General features: G+C 70.9%; 22 protein-coding genes and 1 pseudogene. 14 read left to right on the forward strand and 9 right to left on the reverse strand.

Annotation, left to right across the window (positions count from 1 at the left end; all coding sequences use genetic code 11):
• Nucleotides 1-345: 345 nt before the first annotated feature.
• Nucleotides 346-612 (reverse strand): 30S ribosomal protein S20, encoded by a 267-nt coding sequence (gene rpsT, locus I5Q34_RS02365; protein ID WP_199890371.1) that lies wholly within the window; start codon nt 610-612, stop codon nt 346-348.
• A 206-nt stretch (nt 613-818) separates the two neighbouring features.
• On the opposite strand from rpsT, the gene lepA reads away from it, so the two are divergent.
• The 3 genes from lepA (at nt 819) to hemW (ending at nt 6,012) form a co-directional block, all read left to right on the forward strand.
• Nucleotides 819-2,684 carry a translation elongation factor 4 gene (lepA, locus tag I5Q34_RS02370; RefSeq protein ID WP_199890372.1) on the forward strand — a complete coding sequence of 622 codons (1,866 nt, stop codon included), beginning with the start codon at nt 819-821 and terminating at the stop codon, nt 2,682-2,684.
• A gap of 179 nt (nt 2,685-2,863) precedes the next feature.
• A complete protein-coding gene (locus I5Q34_RS02375; protein WP_199890373.1) occupies nt 2,864-4,753 on the forward strand; it encodes a long-chain fatty acid--CoA ligase in 1,890 nt (629 codons plus the stop codon).
• Between the two features lie 26 nt (nt 4,754-4,779).
• The gene (hemW, locus tag I5Q34_RS02380) at nt 4,780-6,012 is read left to right on the forward strand and encodes a radical SAM family heme chaperone HemW (RefSeq protein ID WP_199890374.1); all 1,233 of its coding nucleotides are present in this window, start codon (nt 4,780-4,782) and stop codon (nt 6,010-6,012) included.
• 182 nt (nt 6,013-6,194) lie between these two features.
• Here hemW and I5Q34_RS02385 read toward each other — a convergent pair whose 3' ends face one another.
• Together I5Q34_RS02385 and I5Q34_RS02390 are read right to left on the reverse strand one after the other, a co-directional pair.
• Nucleotides 6,195-7,022 (reverse strand): DUF3097 domain-containing protein, encoded by an 828-nt coding sequence (locus tag I5Q34_RS02385; protein WP_199890375.1) that lies wholly within the window; start codon nt 7,020-7,022, stop codon nt 6,195-6,197.
• A 33-nt stretch (nt 7,023-7,055) separates the two neighbouring features.
• Complete coding sequence (locus I5Q34_RS02390; RefSeq protein WP_199890376.1) at nt 7,056-7,787, reverse strand: MBL fold metallo-hydrolase; 732 nt, start codon at nt 7,785-7,787, stop codon at nt 7,056-7,058.
• A 230-nt stretch (nt 7,788-8,017) separates the two neighbouring features.
• Between I5Q34_RS02390 and hrcA the strand changes: the two genes are divergently transcribed.
• The 4 genes from hrcA (at nt 8,018) to I5Q34_RS02410 (ending at nt 12,134) form a co-directional block, all read left to right on the forward strand.
• On the forward strand, nt 8,018-9,034 hold the full coding sequence (gene hrcA / locus I5Q34_RS02395) for a heat-inducible transcriptional repressor HrcA (protein WP_199890377.1): 1,017 nt from the start codon (nt 8,018-8,020) through the stop codon (nt 9,032-9,034).
• Nucleotides 9,035-10,171 (forward strand): molecular chaperone DnaJ, encoded by a 1,137-nt coding sequence (gene dnaJ / locus I5Q34_RS02400; RefSeq protein ID WP_199890378.1) that lies wholly within the window; start codon nt 9,035-9,037, stop codon nt 10,169-10,171. It abuts the gene before it with no gap.
• A 108-nt stretch (nt 10,172-10,279) separates the two neighbouring features.
• Nucleotides 10,280-11,341: a nitronate monooxygenase gene (locus I5Q34_RS02405; RefSeq protein ID WP_199890379.1), complete on the forward strand. Its 1,062-nt coding sequence runs from the start codon at nt 10,280-10,282 to the stop codon at nt 11,339-11,341.
• A 43-nt stretch (nt 11,342-11,384) separates the two neighbouring features.
• A complete protein-coding gene (locus I5Q34_RS02410) occupies nt 11,385-12,134 on the forward strand; it encodes a 16S rRNA (uracil(1498)-N(3))-methyltransferase (protein ID WP_199890380.1) in 750 nt (249 codons plus the stop codon).
• A 15-nt stretch (nt 12,135-12,149) separates the two neighbouring features.
• On the opposite strand, the gene I5Q34_RS02415 is transcribed toward I5Q34_RS02410, so the two are convergent.
• Nucleotides 12,150-12,452 (reverse strand): hypothetical protein, encoded by a 303-nt coding sequence (locus I5Q34_RS02415; protein ID WP_277965316.1) that lies wholly within the window; start codon nt 12,450-12,452, stop codon nt 12,150-12,152.
• Between the two features lie 62 nt (nt 12,453-12,514).
• Entirely contained in the window at nt 12,515-12,736 is a 222-nt protein-coding gene (locus I5Q34_RS02420) for a hypothetical protein (RefSeq protein ID WP_199890382.1), read from the reverse strand.
• A 159-nt stretch (nt 12,737-12,895) separates the two neighbouring features.
• On the opposite strand from I5Q34_RS02420, the gene I5Q34_RS35700 reads away from it, so the two are divergent.
• A complete protein-coding gene (locus I5Q34_RS35700; protein WP_307811631.1) occupies nt 12,896-13,060 on the forward strand; it encodes a hypothetical protein in 165 nt (54 codons plus the stop codon).
• 158 nt (nt 13,061-13,218) lie between these two features.
• Nucleotides 13,219-13,656, forward strand: coding sequence for a hypothetical protein (locus I5Q34_RS02430; protein ID WP_199890383.1), 438 nt, complete (start codon nt 13,219-13,221; stop codon nt 13,654-13,656).
• A gap of 237 nt (nt 13,657-13,893) precedes the next feature.
• Here I5Q34_RS02430 and I5Q34_RS35955 read toward each other — a convergent pair whose 3' ends face one another.
• Nucleotides 13,894-14,178 (reverse strand): DUF397 domain-containing protein, encoded by a 285-nt coding sequence (locus I5Q34_RS35955; RefSeq protein WP_347343463.1) that lies wholly within the window; start codon nt 14,176-14,178, stop codon nt 13,894-13,896.
• Nucleotides 14,179-14,191: 13 nt separating this feature from the next.
• Entirely contained in the window at nt 14,192-15,052 is an 861-nt protein-coding gene (locus I5Q34_RS02440; protein ID WP_199890384.1) for a helix-turn-helix transcriptional regulator, read from the reverse strand.
• 177 nt (nt 15,053-15,229) lie between these two features.
• Here I5Q34_RS02440 and I5Q34_RS34330 point away from each other — a divergent pair.
• A pseudogene (locus tag I5Q34_RS34330) lies at nt 15,230-15,370 on the forward strand (transposase); the annotation flags it as partial.
• A 233-nt stretch (nt 15,371-15,603) separates the two neighbouring features.
• Entirely contained in the window at nt 15,604-16,611 is a 1,008-nt protein-coding gene (locus I5Q34_RS02445) for a DUF1259 domain-containing protein (RefSeq protein WP_234428243.1), read from the forward strand.
• A 251-nt stretch (nt 16,612-16,862) separates the two neighbouring features.
• On the opposite strand, the gene I5Q34_RS35440 is transcribed toward I5Q34_RS02445, so the two are convergent.
• On the reverse strand, nt 16,863-16,985 hold the full coding sequence (locus I5Q34_RS35440; protein WP_267911894.1) for a hypothetical protein: 123 nt from the start codon (nt 16,983-16,985) through the stop codon (nt 16,863-16,865).
• Between the two features lie 245 nt (nt 16,986-17,230).
• Between I5Q34_RS35440 and I5Q34_RS02450 the strand changes: the two genes are divergently transcribed.
• The 3 genes from I5Q34_RS02450 to I5Q34_RS02460 all read left to right on the forward strand — a co-directional run bounded on the left by I5Q34_RS02450 (nt 17,231) and on the right by I5Q34_RS02460 (nt 19,427).
• On the forward strand, nt 17,231-17,989 hold the full coding sequence (locus I5Q34_RS02450; RefSeq protein WP_199890386.1) for an alpha/beta fold hydrolase: 759 nt from the start codon (nt 17,231-17,233) through the stop codon (nt 17,987-17,989).
• A 149-nt stretch (nt 17,990-18,138) separates the two neighbouring features.
• Nucleotides 18,139-18,498, forward strand: coding sequence for a histidine triad nucleotide-binding protein (locus I5Q34_RS02455; RefSeq protein WP_199890387.1), 360 nt, complete (start codon nt 18,139-18,141; stop codon nt 18,496-18,498).
• A gap of 11 nt (nt 18,499-18,509) precedes the next feature.
• Nucleotides 18,510-19,427 (forward strand): ribonuclease Z, encoded by a 918-nt coding sequence (locus tag I5Q34_RS02460; protein ID WP_199890388.1) that lies wholly within the window; start codon nt 18,510-18,512, stop codon nt 19,425-19,427.
• Here the strand turns inward: I5Q34_RS02460 and I5Q34_RS02465 are convergent.
• Nucleotides 19,415-20,200, reverse strand: coding sequence for an HAD family acid phosphatase (locus I5Q34_RS02465; protein ID WP_199890389.1), 786 nt, complete (start codon nt 20,198-20,200; stop codon nt 19,415-19,417). The two genes, I5Q34_RS02460 and I5Q34_RS02465, sit on opposite strands and share 13 nt — an antisense overlap.
• Nucleotides 20,201-20,299 lie beyond the last annotated feature (99 nt).

The following is a 20,299-nucleotide window of genomic DNA, read 5'->3' on the forward strand; positions in this document are numbered from 1 at the left end:
CCCAGAAGGGGCACCCCCAGACGGGCTGAAATTCAGCCCGTCTGGGGGTGCCCCCTCTGGGGGAGCTTGAGGACAATGCGGCGAAGCCGCATTACACCCCGCGCGGAGCGCGCGAGAAACGGTGAAAGGGCGGGTCCGGGGCCCCCACAAACCAAAGACCCCGCACCCGCCCTTGGGGAAAGGGCAGGCCCGGGGCCTCGGAACAAGATTGCGAGCCGTAAGGCTCAAAGGTGCCGCACCCGCGTGGCGAACGGCCGCGTGCGGCGGAAGGTGCCGGTCCGGAGCGGTTGAGAGGGTCCGCTGGCCCGTCCCGGCGGGAACCGGGGCTCACGCCCCGGAGAGGCTTCAGCCGTTGAGGGAAGCAGCCTGCTTCGCCAGCGCCGACTTCTTGTTGGCGGCGGCGTTCTTGTGCAGGACACCCTTGCTGGCGGCCTTGTCGAGCTTCTTGCCGGCCAGGGCGACAGCGGCGGTGGCCTTGGCGGCGTCACCGGCGGCGATCGCCTCACGGGCGGCGCGGACGGCGGTCTTGACCGAGGACTTGACGGCCTTGTTGCGCAGGCGCGCCTTCTCGTTGGTCTTGATGCGCTTGATCTGGGACTTGATGTTCGCCACGAAAAGAGCCTTTTCAGGTTCGTTGGATGTCAAGAGAGTGCCCCGCGCATGAGAGGGTCGCGAAGCACAGTGGTCCAGGCTACCAGCAGGATCCGCACCCTCCCAAACCGGACGACGGTGCCCGCTCATGGGACGATGGTGGAGTCGGATACCCGACTCCCGCCGAGGCTGGCGTGCAAACGCCGAAGTCACCGAATGGATCCTGCGTGCCCGCGACCCCTACCAACGTGCCCGAGCCGAGCCGTACCGACCCGGCTCTGATCCGCAACTTCTGCATCATCGCGCACATCGACCACGGCAAGTCGACCCTTGCCGACCGGATGCTCCAGCTGACCGGCGTGGTTGACCAGCGGCAGATGCGTGCGCAGTACCTCGACCGGATGGACATCGAGCGCGAGCGCGGCATCACGATCAAGTCGCAGGCGGTCCGCCTCCCCTGGGCGCCCTCCGAGGACGAGTCGAAGACGACCCACATCCTCAACATGATCGACACCCCGGGCCACGTCGACTTCACCTACGAGGTCTCCCGCTCCCTCGCCGCGTGCGAGGGCTGCATCCTCCTGGTCGACGCCGCCCAGGGCATCGAGGCCCAGACCCTCGCCAACCTCTACCTGGCGATGGAGAACGACCTCACGATCATCCCGGTCCTCAACAAGATCGACCTGCCTGCCGCCCAGCCGGAGAAGTTCGCCGCCGAGCTGGCGAACCTCGTCGGCTGCGACCCGTCCGACGTCCTCAAGGTCTCCGCCAAGACCGGCGTCGGCGTCCCCGAGCTGCTCGACCGCGTCGTCCGCGACGTCCCGGCCCCGGTCGGCGTCAAGGACGCCCCCGCCCGCGCGATGATCTTCGACTCGGTCTACGACGCCTACCGCGGCGTGGTGACCTATGTGAAGGTCGTCGACGGCACGCTGAAGAAGCGCGAGCGCATCAGGATGATGTCGACGGGCGCGGCCCACGAGCTCCTGGAGATCGGCACCAACTCGCCCGAGATGCTCCCGGCCGACGGCCTCTCCGTCGGCGAGGTGGGCTATCTGATCACCGGTGTGAAGGACGTCCGCCAGTCCAAGGTGGGTGACACGATCACCCAGTTCCACAGCGGCGCCACCGACGCGCTGGGCGGCTACAAGGACCCGAAGCCGATGGTGTTCTCGGGCCTGTATCCGCTGGACGGCTCGGACTACCCGGAGCTCCGCGAGGCCCTCGACAAGCTCCAGCTCAACGACGCCGCCCTCGTCTACGAGCCGGAGACCTCCGCCGCGCTCGGCTTCGGCTTCCGCGTCGGCTTCCTGGGCCTGCTGCACCTGGAGGTCATCCGCGAGCGCCTGGAGCGCGAGTTCGGCCTCGACCTGATCGCCACCGCGCCCAACGTGGTCTACCGCGTCCTCATGGAGGACGGCACCGAGCACGAGGTCACCAACCCCAGCGAGTTCCCCACCGGCAAGATCGACGAGGTGCACGAGCCGGTCGTCCGGGCCACGATCCTGGCGCCCAGCGAGTTCATCGGCGCGATCATGGAGCTCTGCCAGACCCGCCGCGGCGTCCTGATGGGCATGGACTACCTCTCCGAGGACCGCGTCGAGATCCGCTATACGCTGCCGCTGGCCGAGGTCGTCTTCGACTTCTTCGACCAGCTCAAGTCCAAGACCCGCGGCTACGCGTCGCTCGACTACGAGCCCACCGGCGAGCAGATCTCCGAGCTCGTCAAGGTCGACATCCTGCTGCACGGCGACAAGGTCGACGCGTTCTCCGCGATCACGCACAAGGACAAGGCGTACGCGTACGGCGTCCGGCTCGTCGCCAAGCTGCGCGAGCTCATCCCGCGGCAGAACTTCGAGGTGCCCATCCAGGCCGCCATCGGCTCCCGCGTCATCGCCCGCGAGACCGTCCGCGCCATCCGCAAGGACGTCCTCGCCAAGTGCTACGGCGGTGACATCTCCCGCAAGCGGAAGCTGCTGGAGAAGCAGAAGGAGGGCAAGAAGCGGATGAAGATGGTCGGCAACGTGGAGGTGCCCCAGGAGGCCTTCATCGCGGTGCTGTCCACGGACGACAGCGGTGGCGAGAAGAAGAAGTAGCCGCAGCTCACGCGCCGTTGAGGAATGCCCGTCCCTGTCCGGGGGCGGGCATTTCCGCGTCCCGCCGCGGGTAGGGCGGTCATGTCCCCTTACATGAGGGCCACATGGCCTCTAGTCTGATCACTGCTCCAAGGTTACTCACGAGTCACCCAGCAACGAGGCGGGCCCCGGAGGATGCCGTGACCGACGTACAGTCCCTGATCGAGAACCGGCCGCCCTCCGTGGCGACACTCTTCCTCGAGCGCGTCGAGGCGACGCCCGACGCCGAGGCCTACCGCTACCCCGTCCCCTCCCTCGGCGGCCGCGGCCCCTCCGCGTGGGCCCCCATGACCTGGCGCGAGGCCGCCGACCGGGTCTTCGCCATCGCCGCCGGCCTGATCGAGCTGGGCATCGCCCCCCAGCAGCGGGTCGCGCTCGCCTGCGCCACCCGGCTGGAGTGGATACTCGCCGACCTCGGCGTCGTCTGCGCGGGCGCCGCCACCACCCCGATCTACCCCAGCACCAACGCCGAGGAGTCGGCGTACATGCTCGCCGACTCCGAGAGCCGGGTGCTGATCGCCGAGAACGCGGCCCAGTTGGCCAAGGCCCGCGAGCAGCGGGACGGACTGCCGCACCTCGCCCACGTCGTGGTGATCGACGAGGCCGACGCCGTCGCAGCCGAGGGCGACCCCGACGGCTGGGTGATCTCCCTCGCCGAGCTCGAACGGCGCGGCGCGGCACGGCTGGAGAAGACCCCGGAGGTGGTCCGGGAGCGCGTCGCGGACCTGCGCGCCGACCAGCTCGCCACTCTCATCTACACCTCCGGCACCACCGGACGCCCCAAGGGCGTGCGCCTCCAGCACGACGCCTGGTCGTACATGGCCCGCGCCATCGAGGCCACCGGGCTCGCGCGCCCCGACGACGTCCAGTACCTGTGGCTGCCGCTCGCGCACGTCTTCGGGAAGGTGCTGACCGCCGGGCACATCGCGCTGGGCCACGTCACCGCCGTGGACGGCCGCCAGGACAAGATCATAGAAAACCTGCCGGTCGTGCGGCCCACCTACATGGCCGCCGTCCCCCGGGTCTTCGAGAAGGTCTACAACGGCGTCGCCGCCAAGGCCCGCGAGGCCGGCGGGCTCAAGTACAAGATCTTTCGCTGGGCCGCCGACACGGCCCGCGAGTACGCCAGGGTCTCCCAGGACAACTTCCGCCGCACCGGCAGCCGTTCGGTCCCCTTCGGGCTCGCCGTCCGGCACCGGGCCGCCGACGCGCTGGTCTACGCCAAGATCCGCGAGGCGTTCGGCGGGCGGCTGCGCGCCTGCATCTCCGGGGCCTCGGGCCTCGCCCCCGACATCGGCTTCTTCTTCTCCGGCGCGGGCATCCACATCCTGGAGGGCTACGGCCTCACCGAGACCAGCGCCGCCAGCCTGGTCAACCCCGGCGAGGCGTACCGCACCGGCACCGTCGGCAAGCCGCTGCCCGGCACCGAGGTCCGCATCGCGGACGACGGCGAGGTGCTGCTGCGCAGCCCCGGCGTCATGAGCGGCTACCACGGCCGGCCCGAGCGCACGGCCGAGGTCCTCGAACCCGACGGCTGGTTCCACACCGGTGACATCGGCGAGCTGTCGGCCGACGGCTTCCTGCGCATCACCGACCGCAAGAAGGACCTGATCAAGACCTCCGGCGGGAAGTACGTCGCGCCCGCGGAGGTCGAGGGCCGGTTCAAGGGCATCTGCCCGTTCGTCTCGAACATCCTGGTGCACGGCGCCGACCGCAACTACTGCACCGCCCTCATCGCCCTGGACGAGCCCTCGCTCCTGCGCTGGGCCGCCGACCACGGCCTCGGCGGGCGGACGTACGCCGAGGTGGTCGCCGCGCCGCAGACCACCGAGCTGATCGAGGGGTACGTGCGGCGGCTCAACGACGGCCTCCAGCGCTGGCAGACGATCAAGAAGTTCCGGCTGCTGCCGCGGGAGCTGGACGTGGAGCACGGCGAGCTCACCCCGAGCCTCAAGCTCAAGCGGCCCGCCGTCGAGCGCGCCTACAAGGAGCTGATCGAGGAGATGTACGAGGGCGCCCGGGAACGTTAGCCGCCGGCGTACCGGACAATGGGCTCATGCCTTCCGTACTGCCCGATGGTGAGCCCATGCCCGAGGACGGGGCGCTGCCCCCGCACGCCCTCGAGGGCTCCGGGCAGCGCCCGCTCGGCTTCTACCTGCACGTTCCCTACTGCGCCACCCGCTGCGGGTACTGCGATTTCAACACCTACACCGCGACCGAGCTGCGCGGCTCCGGCGGGGCGCTCGCCTCGCGGGACAACTACGCCGACACCGTCGCCGAGGAGATCCGCCTCGCGCGCAAGGCGCTCGGCGACGACCCGCGCCCCGTCGAGACGGTCTTCGTCGGCGGCGGCACCCCGACGCTGCTGCCCGCCGCCGACCTGGGCCGCATGCTGGCGGCGATCCGCGACGAGTTCGGGCTGGCGGACGGGGCCGAGGTCACGACCGAGGCCAACCCGGAGTCCGTGGACCCGCGCTATCTGGCGGAGCTGCGCGAGGCGGGCTTCAACCGGGTCTCCTTCGGCATGCAGAGCGCCCGGCAGCACGTGCTGAAGATCCTCGACCGCACGCACACGCCGGGCCGCCCCGAGGCGTGCGTGGCCGAGGCCCGGGCCGCCGGGTTCGACCACGTCAACCTGGATCTGATCTACGGCACGCCGGGGGAGTCGGACGACGACTGGCGGGCCTCCCTGGACGCGGTCGTCGGGGCCGGCCCCGACCACGTCTCCGCCTACGCGCTGATCGTCGAGGAGGGTACGCAGCTGGCGCGGCGCATCCGGCGCGGCGAGGTCCCCATGACCGACGACGACGTGCACGCCGACCGCTACCTGATCGCCGAGGAGCGGCTCTCCGCGGCCGGCTTCCACTGGTACGAGGTCTCCAACTGGGCCACGACGGAGGCCGGCCGCTGCCGCCACAACGAGCTCTACTGGCGCGGCGCCGACTGGTGGGGAGCGGGCCCCGGCGCCCACTCCCACGTCGGCGGCGTCCGGTGGTGGAACGTCAAGCACCCCGGGGCCTACGCCCAGGCCCTGAGCGAGGGCCGCTCCCCGGGAGCGGGCCGCGAGATCCTCGCGGAGGAGGACCGCCGTGTGGAGCGGGTGCTGCTGGAGCTGCGGCTGTCGGACGGGTGTCCGCTGTCGCTGCTGAAGCCGGCGGGTTTCCGCGCGGCGGAGCGGGCGCTGTCGGACGGGCTGCTGGAGGCCGGGCCGTACGCGTCCGGGCGGGCCGTGCTCACGCTGCGCGGGCGGTTGCTCGCGGACGCGGTCGTCCGCGACCTGGTGGATTGATCCCTGCCCCGGCCCCGCCCTTTCTCCCCCAGAGGGGGTGCCCCCAGTTTCTCGCGCGCTCCGCGCGGGGACAACGCGGCTGCGCCGCGTCCGGCGTTTGAGGACATCGCCCGAAGGGTGATCGGGGTCCGGGGTCTCCCCGGGAAACGGTGAAAGGGCGGGGCCGGGGCAAAACCCACCGCCTAGCCCACCGTCACAAAGTCGATCAGCTCCTCGACCCGTCCGAGCAACTCCGGCTCAAGATCCTTGTACGAGCGCACGCCCGAAAGAATCCGCTGCCAAGCGGCCCCCGTGTTCGGCGGCCAGCCCAGCGCCCGGCACACCCCCGTCTTCCAGTCCTGCCCCCGCGGCACGGACGGCCACGCCGCGATCCCGGCCGACGACGGCTTCACGGCCTCCCACACGTCCACGTACGGATGCCCGACGACGAGCACGTGCTCGCCCGTCACCTCCGCCGCGATCCGCGACTCCTTCGAACCCGGTACCAGGTGGTCCACCAGGACCCCCAGCCGCGCGTCCGGCCCCGGGCCGAAGGAGCGGACGATCGACGGCAGGTCGTCCACGCCCTCCAGGTACTCCACGACCACGCCCTCGATGCGCAGGTCGTCGCCCCACACCCGCTCCACCAGCTCCGCGTCGTGCCGGCCCTCGACGTAGATGCGCCCGGCCCGCGCCACCCGCGCCCGCGCGCCGGGCACGGCGATCGAGCCGGACGCCGTACGGGCCGGGCCCCGGGGCGTCGCGACCGCGGCCGGGCGGACGAGCGTGACGGCGCGGCCCTCCAGCAGGAAGCCCCGCGGTTCCATGGGGAAGACGCGGTGCTTCCCGAAACGGTCCTCCAGCGTCACCGTCAACCCCTGCGCGGTCTTCTCGCACCGGACCACCGCCCCGCAGAAGCCGGTGGTCACCTCCTCGACGACGAGGTCCACCTCCGCCGGCACCTCGGGGACGGGGACGCTCCGCTTCCACGGCGGGGTCGGATCGGGGTCGTACTGTCGGCTGCTGCGCACCCGCCGACGATAGGGAAAACCCGGCGCCCCGGGTCACGACACGCCGAACCGCCGTGCCAGCGCGTTGCGTTGCTCACGGACAAAACGGGCATCCACCGCCGCTCCGTGTCCGGGGACGTACACCGCGTCCTCGCCGCCGAGTTCCAGCAGCCGGTCCAGCGCGGCCGGCCAGCGCTCGGGGGAGGCGTCCGGCCCGGCCTGCGGCTCGCCCGACTCCTCGACCAGGTCGCCGCAGAAGACGACGGCCGGCGCGTTCCCCGGGCCGGGAACGAGCACCACGAGATCGTCCGGGCTGTGGGCCGGGCCCAGGCCGACGAGGCGTACGCGCCGCCCGCCGCCCAGGTCGAGCTCCAGCTCCCCGTCGACCGCCCGCGCGGGCGGCGCCGGCCGCTCCACGGCGTCCCGGGCGGCCCCGGCCGGCACGCCGTACGCCACCGCGTCCCGCAGCAGTTCGTCCCCGTTGCCGGCGGTCCCGTGCACCGCCGCGCCGGGGAACGCGGATGTGCCCAGGACGTGGTCGAAGTGCGGGTGGGTGAGTGCGACGTGCGTCACGGGCAGCCCGAAGAGCTCCGTCGCCCCGCGCCGGATGTCCGCCCCCTCCTGTGGGGAGCCGCCCGTGTCCACGACCAGCACGTCCGTCGTCCCGGCGACGACCCCGGCCGTCGCGTCCCAGCCGGGCAGCCGGCGGCGCGCCACCCCCGGCGCGAGCCGTTCCCAGTGCGCCCCCGAGTGCTGCTCGTGGTTCCCGCCCTCGTGAAGTTCCATGACGGAAAGCTACGGCCGGCGCGGTACGGTGGCCCGTCCCCGTACCCGGTGTGGCGAAGAGCACGGGAGGGCGCGGGGTGCCACTGCCCTTGCCGGGTGCGTGGGGACCGGCCGTACACTGACGTGTGGGCCTTTGGCACTCGTGACCTTTGAGTGCCAGGCACACGACCCGGGTAGGAGCCCGGGAGGAACCACGAGACGGCCGGCCCGCTGGACTGGAGGTGCGCGCGATGCTGAGCGAACGCAGGCTCAAGGTCTTGCGTGCCATCGTCCAGGACTACGTGGGCACCGAGGAGCCGGTGGGCTCCAAGGCCCTGACCGAACGCCACCACCTCGGCGTGTCCCCGGCGACGGTGCGCAACGACATGGCCGTGCTGGAGGAGGAGGGCTTCATCGCCCAGCCCCACACCAGCGCCGGCCGCATCCCCACCGACAAGGGCTACCGCCTCTTCGTGGACCGGCTGGCGGGCGTCAAGCCCCTGTCCTCCGCCGAGCGGCGCGCCATCCAGAACTTCCTGGACGGGGCCGTCGACCTCGACGACGTCGTCGCCCGTACGGTGCGGCTGCTGGCGCAGCTGACCCGTCAGGTGGCGGTGGTGCAGTATCCGTCGCTGACCCGGTCCACCGTCCGGCACGTGGAGCTGCTGCCGCTCGCCCCGGCGCGGGTGATGCTGGTGCTCATCACGGACACCGGGCGGGTCGAGCAGCGGATGGTGGACTGCCCGGCGCCGGTCGGCGAGACCACGCTGGCGGATCTGCGGGCCCGGCTCAACAGCCGTGTCGTGGGGCGGCGGTTCACGGACGTTCCGCAGCTGGTGCAGGACCTCCCCGAATCCTTCGAGCAGGACGACCGGGGAACCGTTTCTACGGTGCTGGCCGTTCTCCTGGAGACGCTGGTGGAGGACACCGAGGAGCGGCTGATGATCGGCGGCACCGCCAATCTCACCCGTTTCGGTCACGACTTCCCGCTGACGATCCGGCCCGTGCTGGAGGCGTTGGAGGAGCAGGTCGTCCTGCTCAAGCTGCTCGGCGAGGCATCGGATTCGGGCATGACCGTCCGCATCGGTCATGAGATCGCCCATGAGGGGCTGAACTCCACATCCGTCGTCGCCGTCGGCTACGGTTCGGGCGACGAGGCCGTCGCCAAACTCGGCGTGGTCGGACCGACCCGCATGGATTACCCCGGAACGATGGGAGCGGTACGCGCAGTGGCACGTTACGTCGGACAGATCCTGGCGGAGTCGTAAGTGGCCACGGACTACTACGCGGTCCTGGGCGTACGGCGTGACGCCTCGCAGGACGAGATCAAGAAGGCCTTCCGCCGCCTCGCCCGCGAGCTGCACCCGGACGTCAATCCGGATCCCAAGACGCAGGAGCGGTTCAAGGAGATCAACGCCGCCTACGAGGTGCTCTCGGACCCGCAGAAGAAGCAGGTCTACGACCTCGGCGGCGACCCGCTGTCCGCCTCGGGCGGCGGCGCGGGCGCCGGCGGCTTCGGCGCGGGCTTCGGCAACTTCTCCGACATCATGGACGCGTTCTTCGGCCAGGCGTCGCAGCGCGGACCGCGCTCGCGCACGCGCCGCGGCCAGGACGCGATGATCCGGCTCGAAGTCGACCTGAACGAGGCGACGTTCGGCACGACCAAGGAGATCCAGGTCGACACCGCCGTCGTCTGCACCACGTGCAGCGGCGAGGGCGCGGCCCCGGGCACGTCCGCCCAGACCTGTGACATGTGCCGCGGCCGCGGCGAGGTCTCCCAGGTCACCCGCTCCTTCCTCGGCCAGGTCATGACCTCCCGGCCCTGCCCGCAGTGCCAGGGCTTCGGCACGGTCGTGCCGACCCCCTGCCCGGAGTGCGCGGGCGACGGCCGCGTCCGCTCCCGCCGGACGCTGACGGTCAAGATCCCGGCCGGTGTCGACCAGGGCACCCGCATCCAGCTCGCGGGCGAGGGCGAGGTCGGCCCCGGCGGCGGCCCCGCCGGCGACCTCTACGTCGAGATCCAGGAGACGCCGCACCCGGTCTTCCAGCGGCGCGGCGACGACCTGCACTGCACGGTCACCATCCCGATGACCGCGGCCGCGCTGGGCACGAAGGTGCCGCTGGAGACCCTGGACGGCCTGGAGGAGATCGACATCCGGCCCGGCACCCAGTCCGGCCAGTCGATCCCGCTGCACCAGCGCGGTGTCACGCACCTGCGCGGCGGCGGCCGCGGCGACCTCATCGTCCACGTCGAGGTGCAGACGCCGAGCAAGCTGGACGCCCAGCAGGAGGAGCTGCTCCGCCAGCTGGCGAAGATCCGCAACGAGGAGCGCCCGATGGGCGAGTTCAAGCCGGGGCAGCAGGGGCTGTTCTCGCGCTTGAAGGACGCGTTCAACGGGCGGTAGACGCCGCCGACCGCCGGGCGGGCCGATCGTTCGGTCCGCCCGGCGGCGCGCGTCCCCCGGGGCACCCGCCGATTCGGCGTCCCCCCACCCCCATGACACGATGTGGTCATGGCCTTTGAACCCAGCGGGCTGTTCCGGCACCCGATCGTCCAGGCCCCCATGGCCGGCGGTGCCTCCGGCCCCGCGCTCGCCGCCGCCGTCTCCGACGCGGGCGGCCTCGGCTTCCTCGCCGCCGGGTACAAGACGCCGGCCGCGATGTACGAGGAGGTCAAGCAGCTCCGCGCGCGGACGGCCCGCCCCTTCGGGGTGAACCTCTTCATGCCGCAGCCGCCCCTCGCGGACCCCGCGGCCGTCGAGGTCTACGCCGAGCAACTCGCGGGCGAGGCCACCTGGTACGACACGCCGCTCGGCGACTGGGACCGCGCCGCGGACGACGCCTACGCGGCCAAGCTCGCCATCCTCCTCGACGACCCCGTCCCCGTCGTCTCGTTCACCTTCGGCTGCCCGTCCGCCGAGGACGTCGAGGCGCTCGCCCGGGCCGGCACGACGACCGTGGTGACGGTGACCTCGGTCGCCGAGGCGCGGGCCGCGCGGGAGGCCGGCGCGGACGCGCTCTGCGTCCAGGGCGTCGAGGCCGGCGGCCACCAGGGCACCCACCACGACGATCCGCAGGCGGACTGCGCGGGGGCCGGGCTGCTCGCCCTGCTGACCGAGATCCGCGAGAGCGTGCCCCTGCCGGCGATCGCCGCGGGCGGACTGATGCGCGGCGCGCAGATAGCCGCCGTCCTCGCGGCCGGCGCCTGCGCGGCGCAGCTCGGCACGGCGTTCCTGGTCTGCCCGGAGTCCGGCGCGAGCGACCTGCACAAGCGGGCCGTGACGGACCCGCTCTTCACCGGCACCGAACTGACCCGCGCCTTCTCAGGCCGCCCGGCCAGGGGGCTGGTGAACCGGTTCATCCGGGAACACGGCCCCTACGCCCCCGCCGCCTACCCCCAGGTCCACTACCTGACGGCCGGTCTGCGCAGGGCCGCCGCGGCGGCCGGCGACCCGCAGGCGCTCAACCTGTGGGCGGGCCAGGGCCACCGGCTGGCCCGCGGCCTCCCGGCGGCGGAGCTCGTCGGGCTGCTGGTGGCCGAACTCGACGCGGCACGCGCCGCGTTGACGAGCTGATACGCCGAGAACGATCGAGATCATCTTCGAGAGGACGTACGTCATGACAGCGCCGGTCTTCCTGGTCGAGGAGGACTCCCTCACCGGCGTCTTCCCCGGCACGGTCTTCGCCCTGGACGGCCCGGAGGGCCGCCACGCGGTGTCCGTCCGCCGGCTGCGGGTCGGCGAGGACATCGTCCTCACCGACGGCGCCGGCACGGGCGCCCACGGCACGGTCGCCGCGGTCTCGGGCAAGGACCACCTGGAGGTCGCCGTCACCTCCGTCCGCTCGGAGCCGGTGCCGCAGCCCCGCATCACCGTCGTCCAGGCCCTCCCCAAGGGCGACCGCGGCGAACTCGCCGTCGAGACGATGACGGAGACCGGCGTCGACGCCGTCGTCCCCTGGGCGGCGTCCCGTTGCGTCACCCAGTGGAAGGGTGACCGCGGCCTGAAGTCCCTGGCCAAGTGGCGCTCCACGGCCCGCGAGGCGGGCAAGCAGTCCCGCCGCCTGCGCTTCCCGACGGTCGCCGACCCGATGACGACGAAGCAGGTCTGCGCCCTGCTCGCCGACGCCTCCTTCGCCGCCGTCCTCCACGAGGAGGGCAGCACCCCCCTGGCCACCGCGGACCTCCCCCCGACGGGCGACATCGTCCTGGTCGTGGGCCCCGAAGGCGGTGTGTCCCCCGAGGAGTTGACGGCCTTCGAGGCGGCGGGCGCCCTGCCGTTCCGCCTGGGCCCGACGGTCCTCCGCACCTCGACGGCGGGCACGGCAGCGACGGCATTGCTGCTGGGGCGGACGGGGCGGTGGAGCTGAGCGCCCGACGACCGTCTAGGTCAGCGCGGCCCTCAAACGATCGCCGACTTCGTGGACGCCCGCGCCGCGCTGCGCGGCTTCCACGAGGTCGGCCAGCAACTCCCGTGAGACCTTGACGTCTTCGAGCGCGAGGTACGCGTGGGCCGTCGCCATCGCGTAGAACTCGTTCATCGGCGAGTCCAGCGGCGGGCACACCGTGAGGGTGTGCAGCAGGGCCGCCGCGCGCCAGACATGATCGCGTTCCGGCTGGTCGGCGACCATGCGCACAGTGCTGGCGTGCCGGGCCACGGCGGCCTCCACGCCGGACGGATCCCACACGGTGGGATCGGATGGGAGGTAGGTGGCCATGACACGCCACAGCCACGCTGCGTCGGCGAGGATCAACGGGCGTCCCGCTTTCCGAAGCGCTCCTGCACGTAGGCCCAGTTCTCGGGAGAGTTGAACTCGGCGGCGGCGTCCAGGAAACGCTGCCGATCCGGGTCGAGTTCGCGCCGTACGGTATCGGCGATCAGTCCAGTGACCGTAGTGCCTGTCGCTTCTGCCTGACGTTTGACGTCCTCGGCGAAGTCGTCGTCGAGGCGGATCGTGATGGTCTTCGACATGACACGAGTAAAGCATCGCTGCTTTACGGCGGCAAGGTGTGTCCTGGGGCTGCCCGGCGCTGTCCGACTTTGTCGGAAGATTGCTCTGGGTGGGCGTGTCAGTGACAGCTGGTTGCCTAGTGTTGACCGCTGCATGACCGACTTGTGGGAGGGGCGGGCATGGGCGACAGCGACGAGGTGCTCGACATCAAGACGGCCGACATCAAGGCTGTGGCGCCAGTGTTCCATCGGCAGAGCAAGAAGCTCAGCGACGCGTTGACCACCCTCGTCAGCACCCTGGACGGGCTGGGCAAGCCGTGGGGCGACGACAAGCCGGGCAAGTAGTTCGCCGCCAAGTACGGCCCGGACCAGAAGGAGGTCGAGCGCGCCACTGGCATCCTCGTGCTCGGCTTGGTGAGTATCCATGAGGCGATGGTCGACATGGCCGACGGGCACGTCGACAACGACAAGGCCATCGCCGGGATCTTCACCAAGGACGCCCGATGAGCATCGAGGACGACGCCAAGGCGCTCCTCCTCAAAATGGGCATGTGGTGGCCGGACGCCAACTCCGGAACCCTGCGCCACGCGGCCGAGGCCTGGCGGACGTTCGCCGGCACGGTCGATGATGTCCGGGCCGACACGGACAAGGCGGCCGGCTCCCTCATCCACCACAACACGGGCAAGGCCATCGATGCCTTCCAGGAGTTCTGGGGACGGTACGCCCAGGGCGGCGAGAGGGGATGGCTGAGCGGCATCGCCAAGGCCGCCCGGAATATGGCCGAGGCCCTGGACAAGTTCGCCGATGCAGTCGACAAGGCGATCCAGAAACTGTGGACGCAGATCGGTATCGACGCGGCCGCCATCGCTGGCGGTGTGTTGCTCACCGTCGTCACGGCAGGCGTCTCCGACGAGGTCGCCGCCGGGATCGTAGGCATATGAGCATGATGCGCAGGGGCGGCTCGTCAGGAAGTCAAGGAAGTTACTGAATGGCCAGACGCATACGTCGGTGTTCAGCTGGAGTGCCGAAGATCGCCTGACGCTCCTGGCTGGCGTTGGCCGGCCCCGGGGTGCCGCTAACACCGCCGGGGCGTTCCTGTGGGGACAACTGGTCAGCAGCTGAGCTGCGTTGACAGAACCGTAGCGACAACGGCCAGTCGGATACAACGCGTTGTATTTTCACAACCCTAAGGGGCTACGCTCCGAATTGGGCACCGCACAGCGACGCTTCACCCACCTGGGACAACGCGAAGGCGCCGTCAATGCGGCAGTGACTGCATGCCGCCTCCGAGCGCGCCGGCCTTGACGCTTGTAAGGAGCATGCCCAGCCCGGCTGCGGTCGTTCTGACGGTTATGCCCGGCTCGTCGCTCTCCCGTATCGTGAGATATCCCAGATGGGGCGATCTCGACGCAATTGCCGTCAGGGTGCTCGGAGAACGAAGACTTGCGCCACCGGACATCCACTTACCTCACGCCTTCACAAGCTATGCGCCAACCCATGGAGTAGCTCCCGCGAGCGCACCGGATCAAGAGCGCGTCCTTCCATGCGATCCAGTACCGCACGATAGTTCGCCAGATGGGTTTCCGCATGCAGAAAGGACGACCCCATGGCGGTGTCCGTCTGCACGGTGTCGAGCTGTGCAACCGGCCCGCACGCATAGGACGTTGAGCTTGCCACCGCTGGATAGCCGCCGGCCTCGAACGGCAGCACACGAATGATGACGTTCTCCCGTTCGGACTGCTTCAGCAAGTGGTCAATCTGGGTTCGCACAACCTGCCGACCGCCGAACCGCATGTGTAGTGCTGCCTCGTGAATGATGAACATGCACAAGGGCGGTTGTGTTCGATCGAGGACCGTGCTGCGCGTGAGCCGGAAAGCGAGCTTGCGCTCGAAGTCGTCCGGCGCCAGGGGCGGCACAGCCTCCTTGAAGACAGCGCGCGCGTAGTCCTCGTGCTGGAGGAGCCCCGGCATGTGCGTGATCTGCGCCGACCGGATCGCGACAGCGTGGTGTTCCAGCTCGGCGAGATCGAGGGCTACCGTGGCGATCCGGTCCCGAAACTCGTCCCACCATCGCACGGCCGGGAAGCGACGCTCCTTGGCCATCGCGGCCAGGGCGTCCACGTACTGGCCGTCCCTGCAGGAGTAGTTGGCCGCCCAGACGCGCACACGGTCAGGACTCACGCCGAACCTGCCGGATTCGATGTTGCTGACGGTGGTCCGGTCCGTGCCGTGCACAGCGGCGGCCTCGGTCAGGGACAGCCCTGCGCGCTCGCGCATCTTGCCCAGTTCGGTGCCCAACCGGCGCTGCCGTTCAGTCGGGAGCTTCCTTGATGCCACCAGATGTCCCTTCTCCCGAGTGCGCGGGCCGTGCCTGACCAACTGCCCGTGGATCACGCACCGTCGGGTGGGAACGTCCTGTCTACACCAAGTCGTGGTGATGCACCTTGCCGCGGAGCGGATCGTCCGCCAAGCCCTGCTTGCGTACCCGCAGTTCGGCGAGCTCTGCCCCACCTCTACCTCTACGGGGATGCGACCTACTACAAGGTCCGCGTGAACCATCGGATCGTATCCCGGGCTGTGGTCATCGCCGCCGGCATCATCGACGACGGCGGACGTGAAGTGCTGGGGCTGATGGTCGTCGACAGCTGTCCCGGAACCGTCCCACACCGGATACCGGGAGAGCATCACCAGGTTCTGGCGCGCCACCCTGCTGGAGCGCCCCGCGCTGCCGGGCGTCTGCCCGGTGCCCAGGCGGGTGAGGGCCTTCGGCCGCGACAGTACGGCGTCCAGCTGGTCACCCGTGCGGCACGGCTGGAGAGCGGCGAGTCATCGGCCGGGGGACGATGCGGGCACAGATGTTCCTCTGTTCGGATGGAGGCGGATGACGTATGCCGGGTGCGGGCGGTTCGTCGTTCGGGCGGCGGCGGGTGCTCGTCGGTGTGGTGGGTCTGGTCGGGGCGGGAGTGTGTGCCGGGCAGGCGGGGGCGGAGGGCCCGGGCAGTGGCCTCGTCGAGCCCGTGGTCACGACCGTGCAGGACTGGCAGGGCGTCGCCCGGGTGCTGGGCCGGGAGGGGAAGCTGGACGACGACCGGGTCTACCGGGTGGCTTTCCCTCGCACGGATCTGCGCGTCTCGTCCTTCGGCTTCACCTTGAACCCGAACCTGGGGCTCGGCACCTACGTCTCCTTCATGCGGTACGCGGATCAACGGACCATGCTGATGGGCGACATGATGGTCACCGAGACCGAGCTGCAGCGGACGCTGGACGCGCTCGGCTCGCACGGCATCGGGCGGACGTCCGTGCACAAGCATCTGCTCGCGCATCACCCGCCACTGTGGTGGATCCATCTGCACGCGCTCGACCCCGACCCCGTCACCCTGGCGCGGGGCCTGCTGGAGGCGCTCCGGGTCGCGGGGCCCCTGCCCCTCCTGCCGGTGGATCCTCCCGCGCGGCGCGGGATCGACCTGGACACGGAGGGGATCGAGGCCGCGCTGGGGACCCGGGGCAAGGGGGTGGACGTGTTCAAGGCGACGTTCTTCCGCAAGGGGACGATCACCTTGCACGATCGTCTGCTGCCCCGGAAGACGGGCGGGGTCACGGCCCTCACCTTCCAGCCGGTCGGGGGCGGACGGGCCGTGATCAATGGGGAGTTCGCCATGGTCGCGGGCGAAGTGCAGGGCGTCATGGACGCGGTGCGGCGGCACGGCATCGACGTGGTCTCGCTGCACAGTCACATGCTGATGGACGAACCGCGCATGTTCTTCCTGCACTTCTGGGCGGCGGGTGACGCGGTGCAACTGGCGCGGGGGCTGCGGGCGGGGGTGGACCTGATGGACGTCGATACCCGCCCCGGGGGCGAATCGCCGACGGGCGCGCCGCCCGGGGTGAGGCCGTGATGCCACCGGATCCCGTGCGGGCGCCGCACGGTCCGGCCGGTTCGCAGTATTCTGACCGCACGTGCCGTCGGACGCAGCGCACAGCCGGGCACTGAGGGTTGTGCGGTGCGGCCGGGGGCGCGTACCGGGTCCGGGATGTAGAGCAGCGTCTTGGTACCGGGAAGCGGAGCCCGCCGGGAGGCCACCCGGCAGGCTCCTTCGGAGAAGGATGTGCATCCCGCCCCTCACCAAGCCTTCTGGTGAGGGGCGGGTCACATCCGGCGCATCACCTCCGGCACCGCCTGCACGAGCAGCGCGAACAACGCGCGAGGTCCGTACTGGCGGAACAGGGACCCGAGGTAGGACCGGTCCTTCTCCCCTGCGTGACGACCCACGAGCGGTCGTCCTTCCCCTTGACGGTGACCCGCTGTTCGCGAGCCCCCCGCAGCAGAAGGCGAGCATCACCCCCTGCTTCAGGGGGCAGTGCGCACACCGGGCAACCGCCGGAAGGCGGTGTCCGTGCGTCGTCGGGCAGCAGCTTAGCGTGACGCGTGCGCCTTCAACTGCCGTTTGTGGGCCCTCGCTTGCTCCTGCGGCTAAGCTCGCCCTTCAGTGATCTTGAATGCGGGGGAGCCGGGTCATGCGCAGTGCCGTCGTCACGGACGCGGGCGATCGGGTCCGTTGGGTCGAGTTGCCCGGGCGGGAGCCGGTGCGGGTGTATCTGCACGGGCTGGGGGCGTCGTCGCCCGCCTACTTCGCGGGGGCCGCGGCGCACCCCCTGCTCGCCGGGCGCCGTTCGCTGCTGCTCGATCTGCTGGGGCACGGGATCAGCGACCGGCCGGAGGGCTTCGGGTACACGCTGGAGGAGCACGCGGACGCCGTCGCCGCGGCGTTGACCGCCGCCGGGGCCGGCGGTGCGGAGCTGGTCGCGCACAGCATGGGCGGTTCCGTCGCCGTCGTGCTGGCCGCCCGGCATCCGGAGCTGGTGTCACGGCTGGTGCTCGTCGACGCCAACCTCGATCCGGTACCGCGCCGCCCCGGCGCGGGCGGCAGCAGCGGCATCGCCGCCTACTCCGAGGAGGAGTTCCTCGCGGGCGGCTGGCGCGAAGTGCGCGACCGGGTCGGCGCGCACTGGTGGGCCACGATGCGGCTCGCCGGGCGGGAGGCCCTGCACCGCAGTGCCGTCCACCTCACCCGGGGATCGGTCCGCGAACTCCTGCTGGAACTGGACGTTCCGCGCACCTTCCTGCTGCCCGGGGCCGACGGCCCGCTCCCCGGCGCCGACGAGCTCGCCGCCGCCGGGGTGGACGTCGTCGCCGTCCCGGACTGCGGGCACAACATCATGCTGGACAACCCGGACGCGTTCGTCCGGGCCACGGCGGACGCGCTCGGACGGTGACCGTCACCGTTCACCGGCTCGGCCCCGGGTGCGCCCCACGACCGGTCCGTCCGGGAGAGGCGGGCGCGTGCCGGTCCGGAACGGGCCCTGTCAGCACCGACCGGTAACATCCGGTCCATATGTGCCGACGACCCGGAAGGAGCGCACCGGTGGCGGGAGAACCGCAGGCCGACTGCCTGTTCTGCAAGATCGTGGCGGGGGAGGTGCCGGCGACGATCGTGCGGGAGACCGAGAACGCCGTCGCGTTCCGTGACATCAACCCCCAGGCGCCCACGCACGTCCTGGTGATCCCCAAGGTGCACTACCCGGACGCCGCGGCGCTCGCGGCCGGTGCGCCGGCGGTGGCCGCCGACATACTGCGGGTGGCCGGCGAGGTCGCCGCGGACGAGGACGTGACGGGCGCGGGGTACCGGATCGTCTTCAACACCGGGGCCGGCGCCGGGCAGACCGTCTTCCACGCGCACGCGCACCTGCTGGGCGGGCGCGGGTTCAACTGGCCGCCCGGGTAGGAAGAACAGCCGTGTCCGTACGTGAATTCGTCGTCCTGGGGACCGCCAGCCAGGTCCCGACCCGCCACCGCAACCACAACGGGTACGTCCTGCTGTGGGACGGGGAAGGGCTGATGTTCGACCCGGGGGAGGGCACGCAGCGGCAGATGCTGCGGGCCGGTGTCGCCGCGCACGATCTGAACCGGATCTGTGTGACGCACTTCCACGGGGACCACTCGCTCGGCCTCGCCGGGGTGATCCAGCGGATCAATCTGGACCGGGTGCCGCACCCGGTGACCGCGCACTACCCGGCCAGCGGGCGGCGCTTCTTCGACCGGCTGCGGTACGCGACCGCGTACCGGGAGACCGTCGAGCTGGTCGAGGAGCCGGTGTCCGGGGTGGCGAAGCGCCTGGCGGCCACCCCCGCGTACACGCTGGAGGCGCGGCGGCTGTCGCACCCCGTGGAGTCCTACGGCTACCGGCTCGTCGAGCCCGACGGGCGCCGGATGCTGCCGGAAAAGCTGGCGGAGCACGGGATCGCCGGGCCCGACGTGGGGCGGATCCAGCGGGACGGCGCGCTCGGCGGGGTGTTGCTGGAGGACGTCAGCGAGGTCCGGCGCGGCCAGCGGTTCGCGTTCGTGATGGACACCCGGCTCTGCGACGGCGTGCACGCCCTCGCCGAGGGGTGCGACATGCTCGTCATCGAGTCGACGTTCACCGATGAGGACGAGGCGCTCGCCAAGGAGCACGGCCACCTGACGGCGGGACAGGCGGCGCGCGTGGCACGCGAGGGAGGGGTGCGGCACCTGGTGCTGACGCACTTCTCGCAGCGCTACCACGACGCGTCGGTCTTCGAGCGCCAGGCCCGGGCGGCGGGCTTCGACGGCGAGCTCACCGTCGCCCGGGACCTGATGCGCGTTCCCGTTCCGAAACGGGATCAGGGCAGGTAGTACATCGGGTTCGGCATCTTGAACGCGCGGCCCGAGCGGCCGCCGTTCAGGTCGCTCCACTGGTCGCCGAAGTTGGCGACGATGCGGTAGCCCTGAGCCTCGATGTGCTTGCGGGTGCCCGACTTGTACTCGGTGGTGGTGCACTTCGCGCCGCAGGGCAGGTACGCCGGCGGGGTCTTCTTGTTCTTCAGGTAGAAGTGGGCCTTGTCGGCGACCGGCTTGTAGCCCACGTTCTTCAGGTTGCGGACGCTCCAGTCGCGCTGGTGCTCGTCGCGGCCGGTCACGTAGAAGACCTCGATGCCGCGGGACTCGGCCCAGTTGACCAGCTTCGGCATCCCGAACACCGGCTTCATGTCGGTGGACTTCAGGTACGCGTCCTGCGACTCCGGGCTGAAGTGGAAGCCCTGCTTGAGCTCGTAGTTGTAGGTGAGCAGGGTGGTGTCGTCCAGGTCGAGGACGATGGCCGGCTTCCTGCCCTTGCCCGTGCCCTTGTCGAGGACGTCCCGCAGATGTGCCTTGGCCTTCCGCTCGATGCCGGCGACCTGCTTGGCGTAGCTGCTGTCGGCGGACGCCCAGTGCTCGCCGTCCTTGTCCACGGTGTCGCCGTAGTACGCCTTGATCTTCTCCTGGACGAGGGAGAGGTTGGGGATCTCCTTGTCCGTCCGGGGGACCGAGCGGTCGGCGGTGGCCGCGCCCGCCGTGTAGAGACCGGCGCCGAGGGTGACGACGGCGGTGACGGCGGCGATGCGGGCGCGCTTGGACGAGAGTGGCACGGGTGACTCCTGCGAAGGACATAAAAGGTGCAGCGCGAAGCTAAGACGTCGCGCCGCACCCGGTCAATGTCTCTCCCGTCACGTCCGTCCCACGGATCA

This window comes from Streptomyces sp. AV19 (assembly GCF_015999245.1).
Classification (GTDB): Bacteria; Actinomycetota; Actinomycetes; order Streptomycetales; family Streptomycetaceae; genus Streptomyces.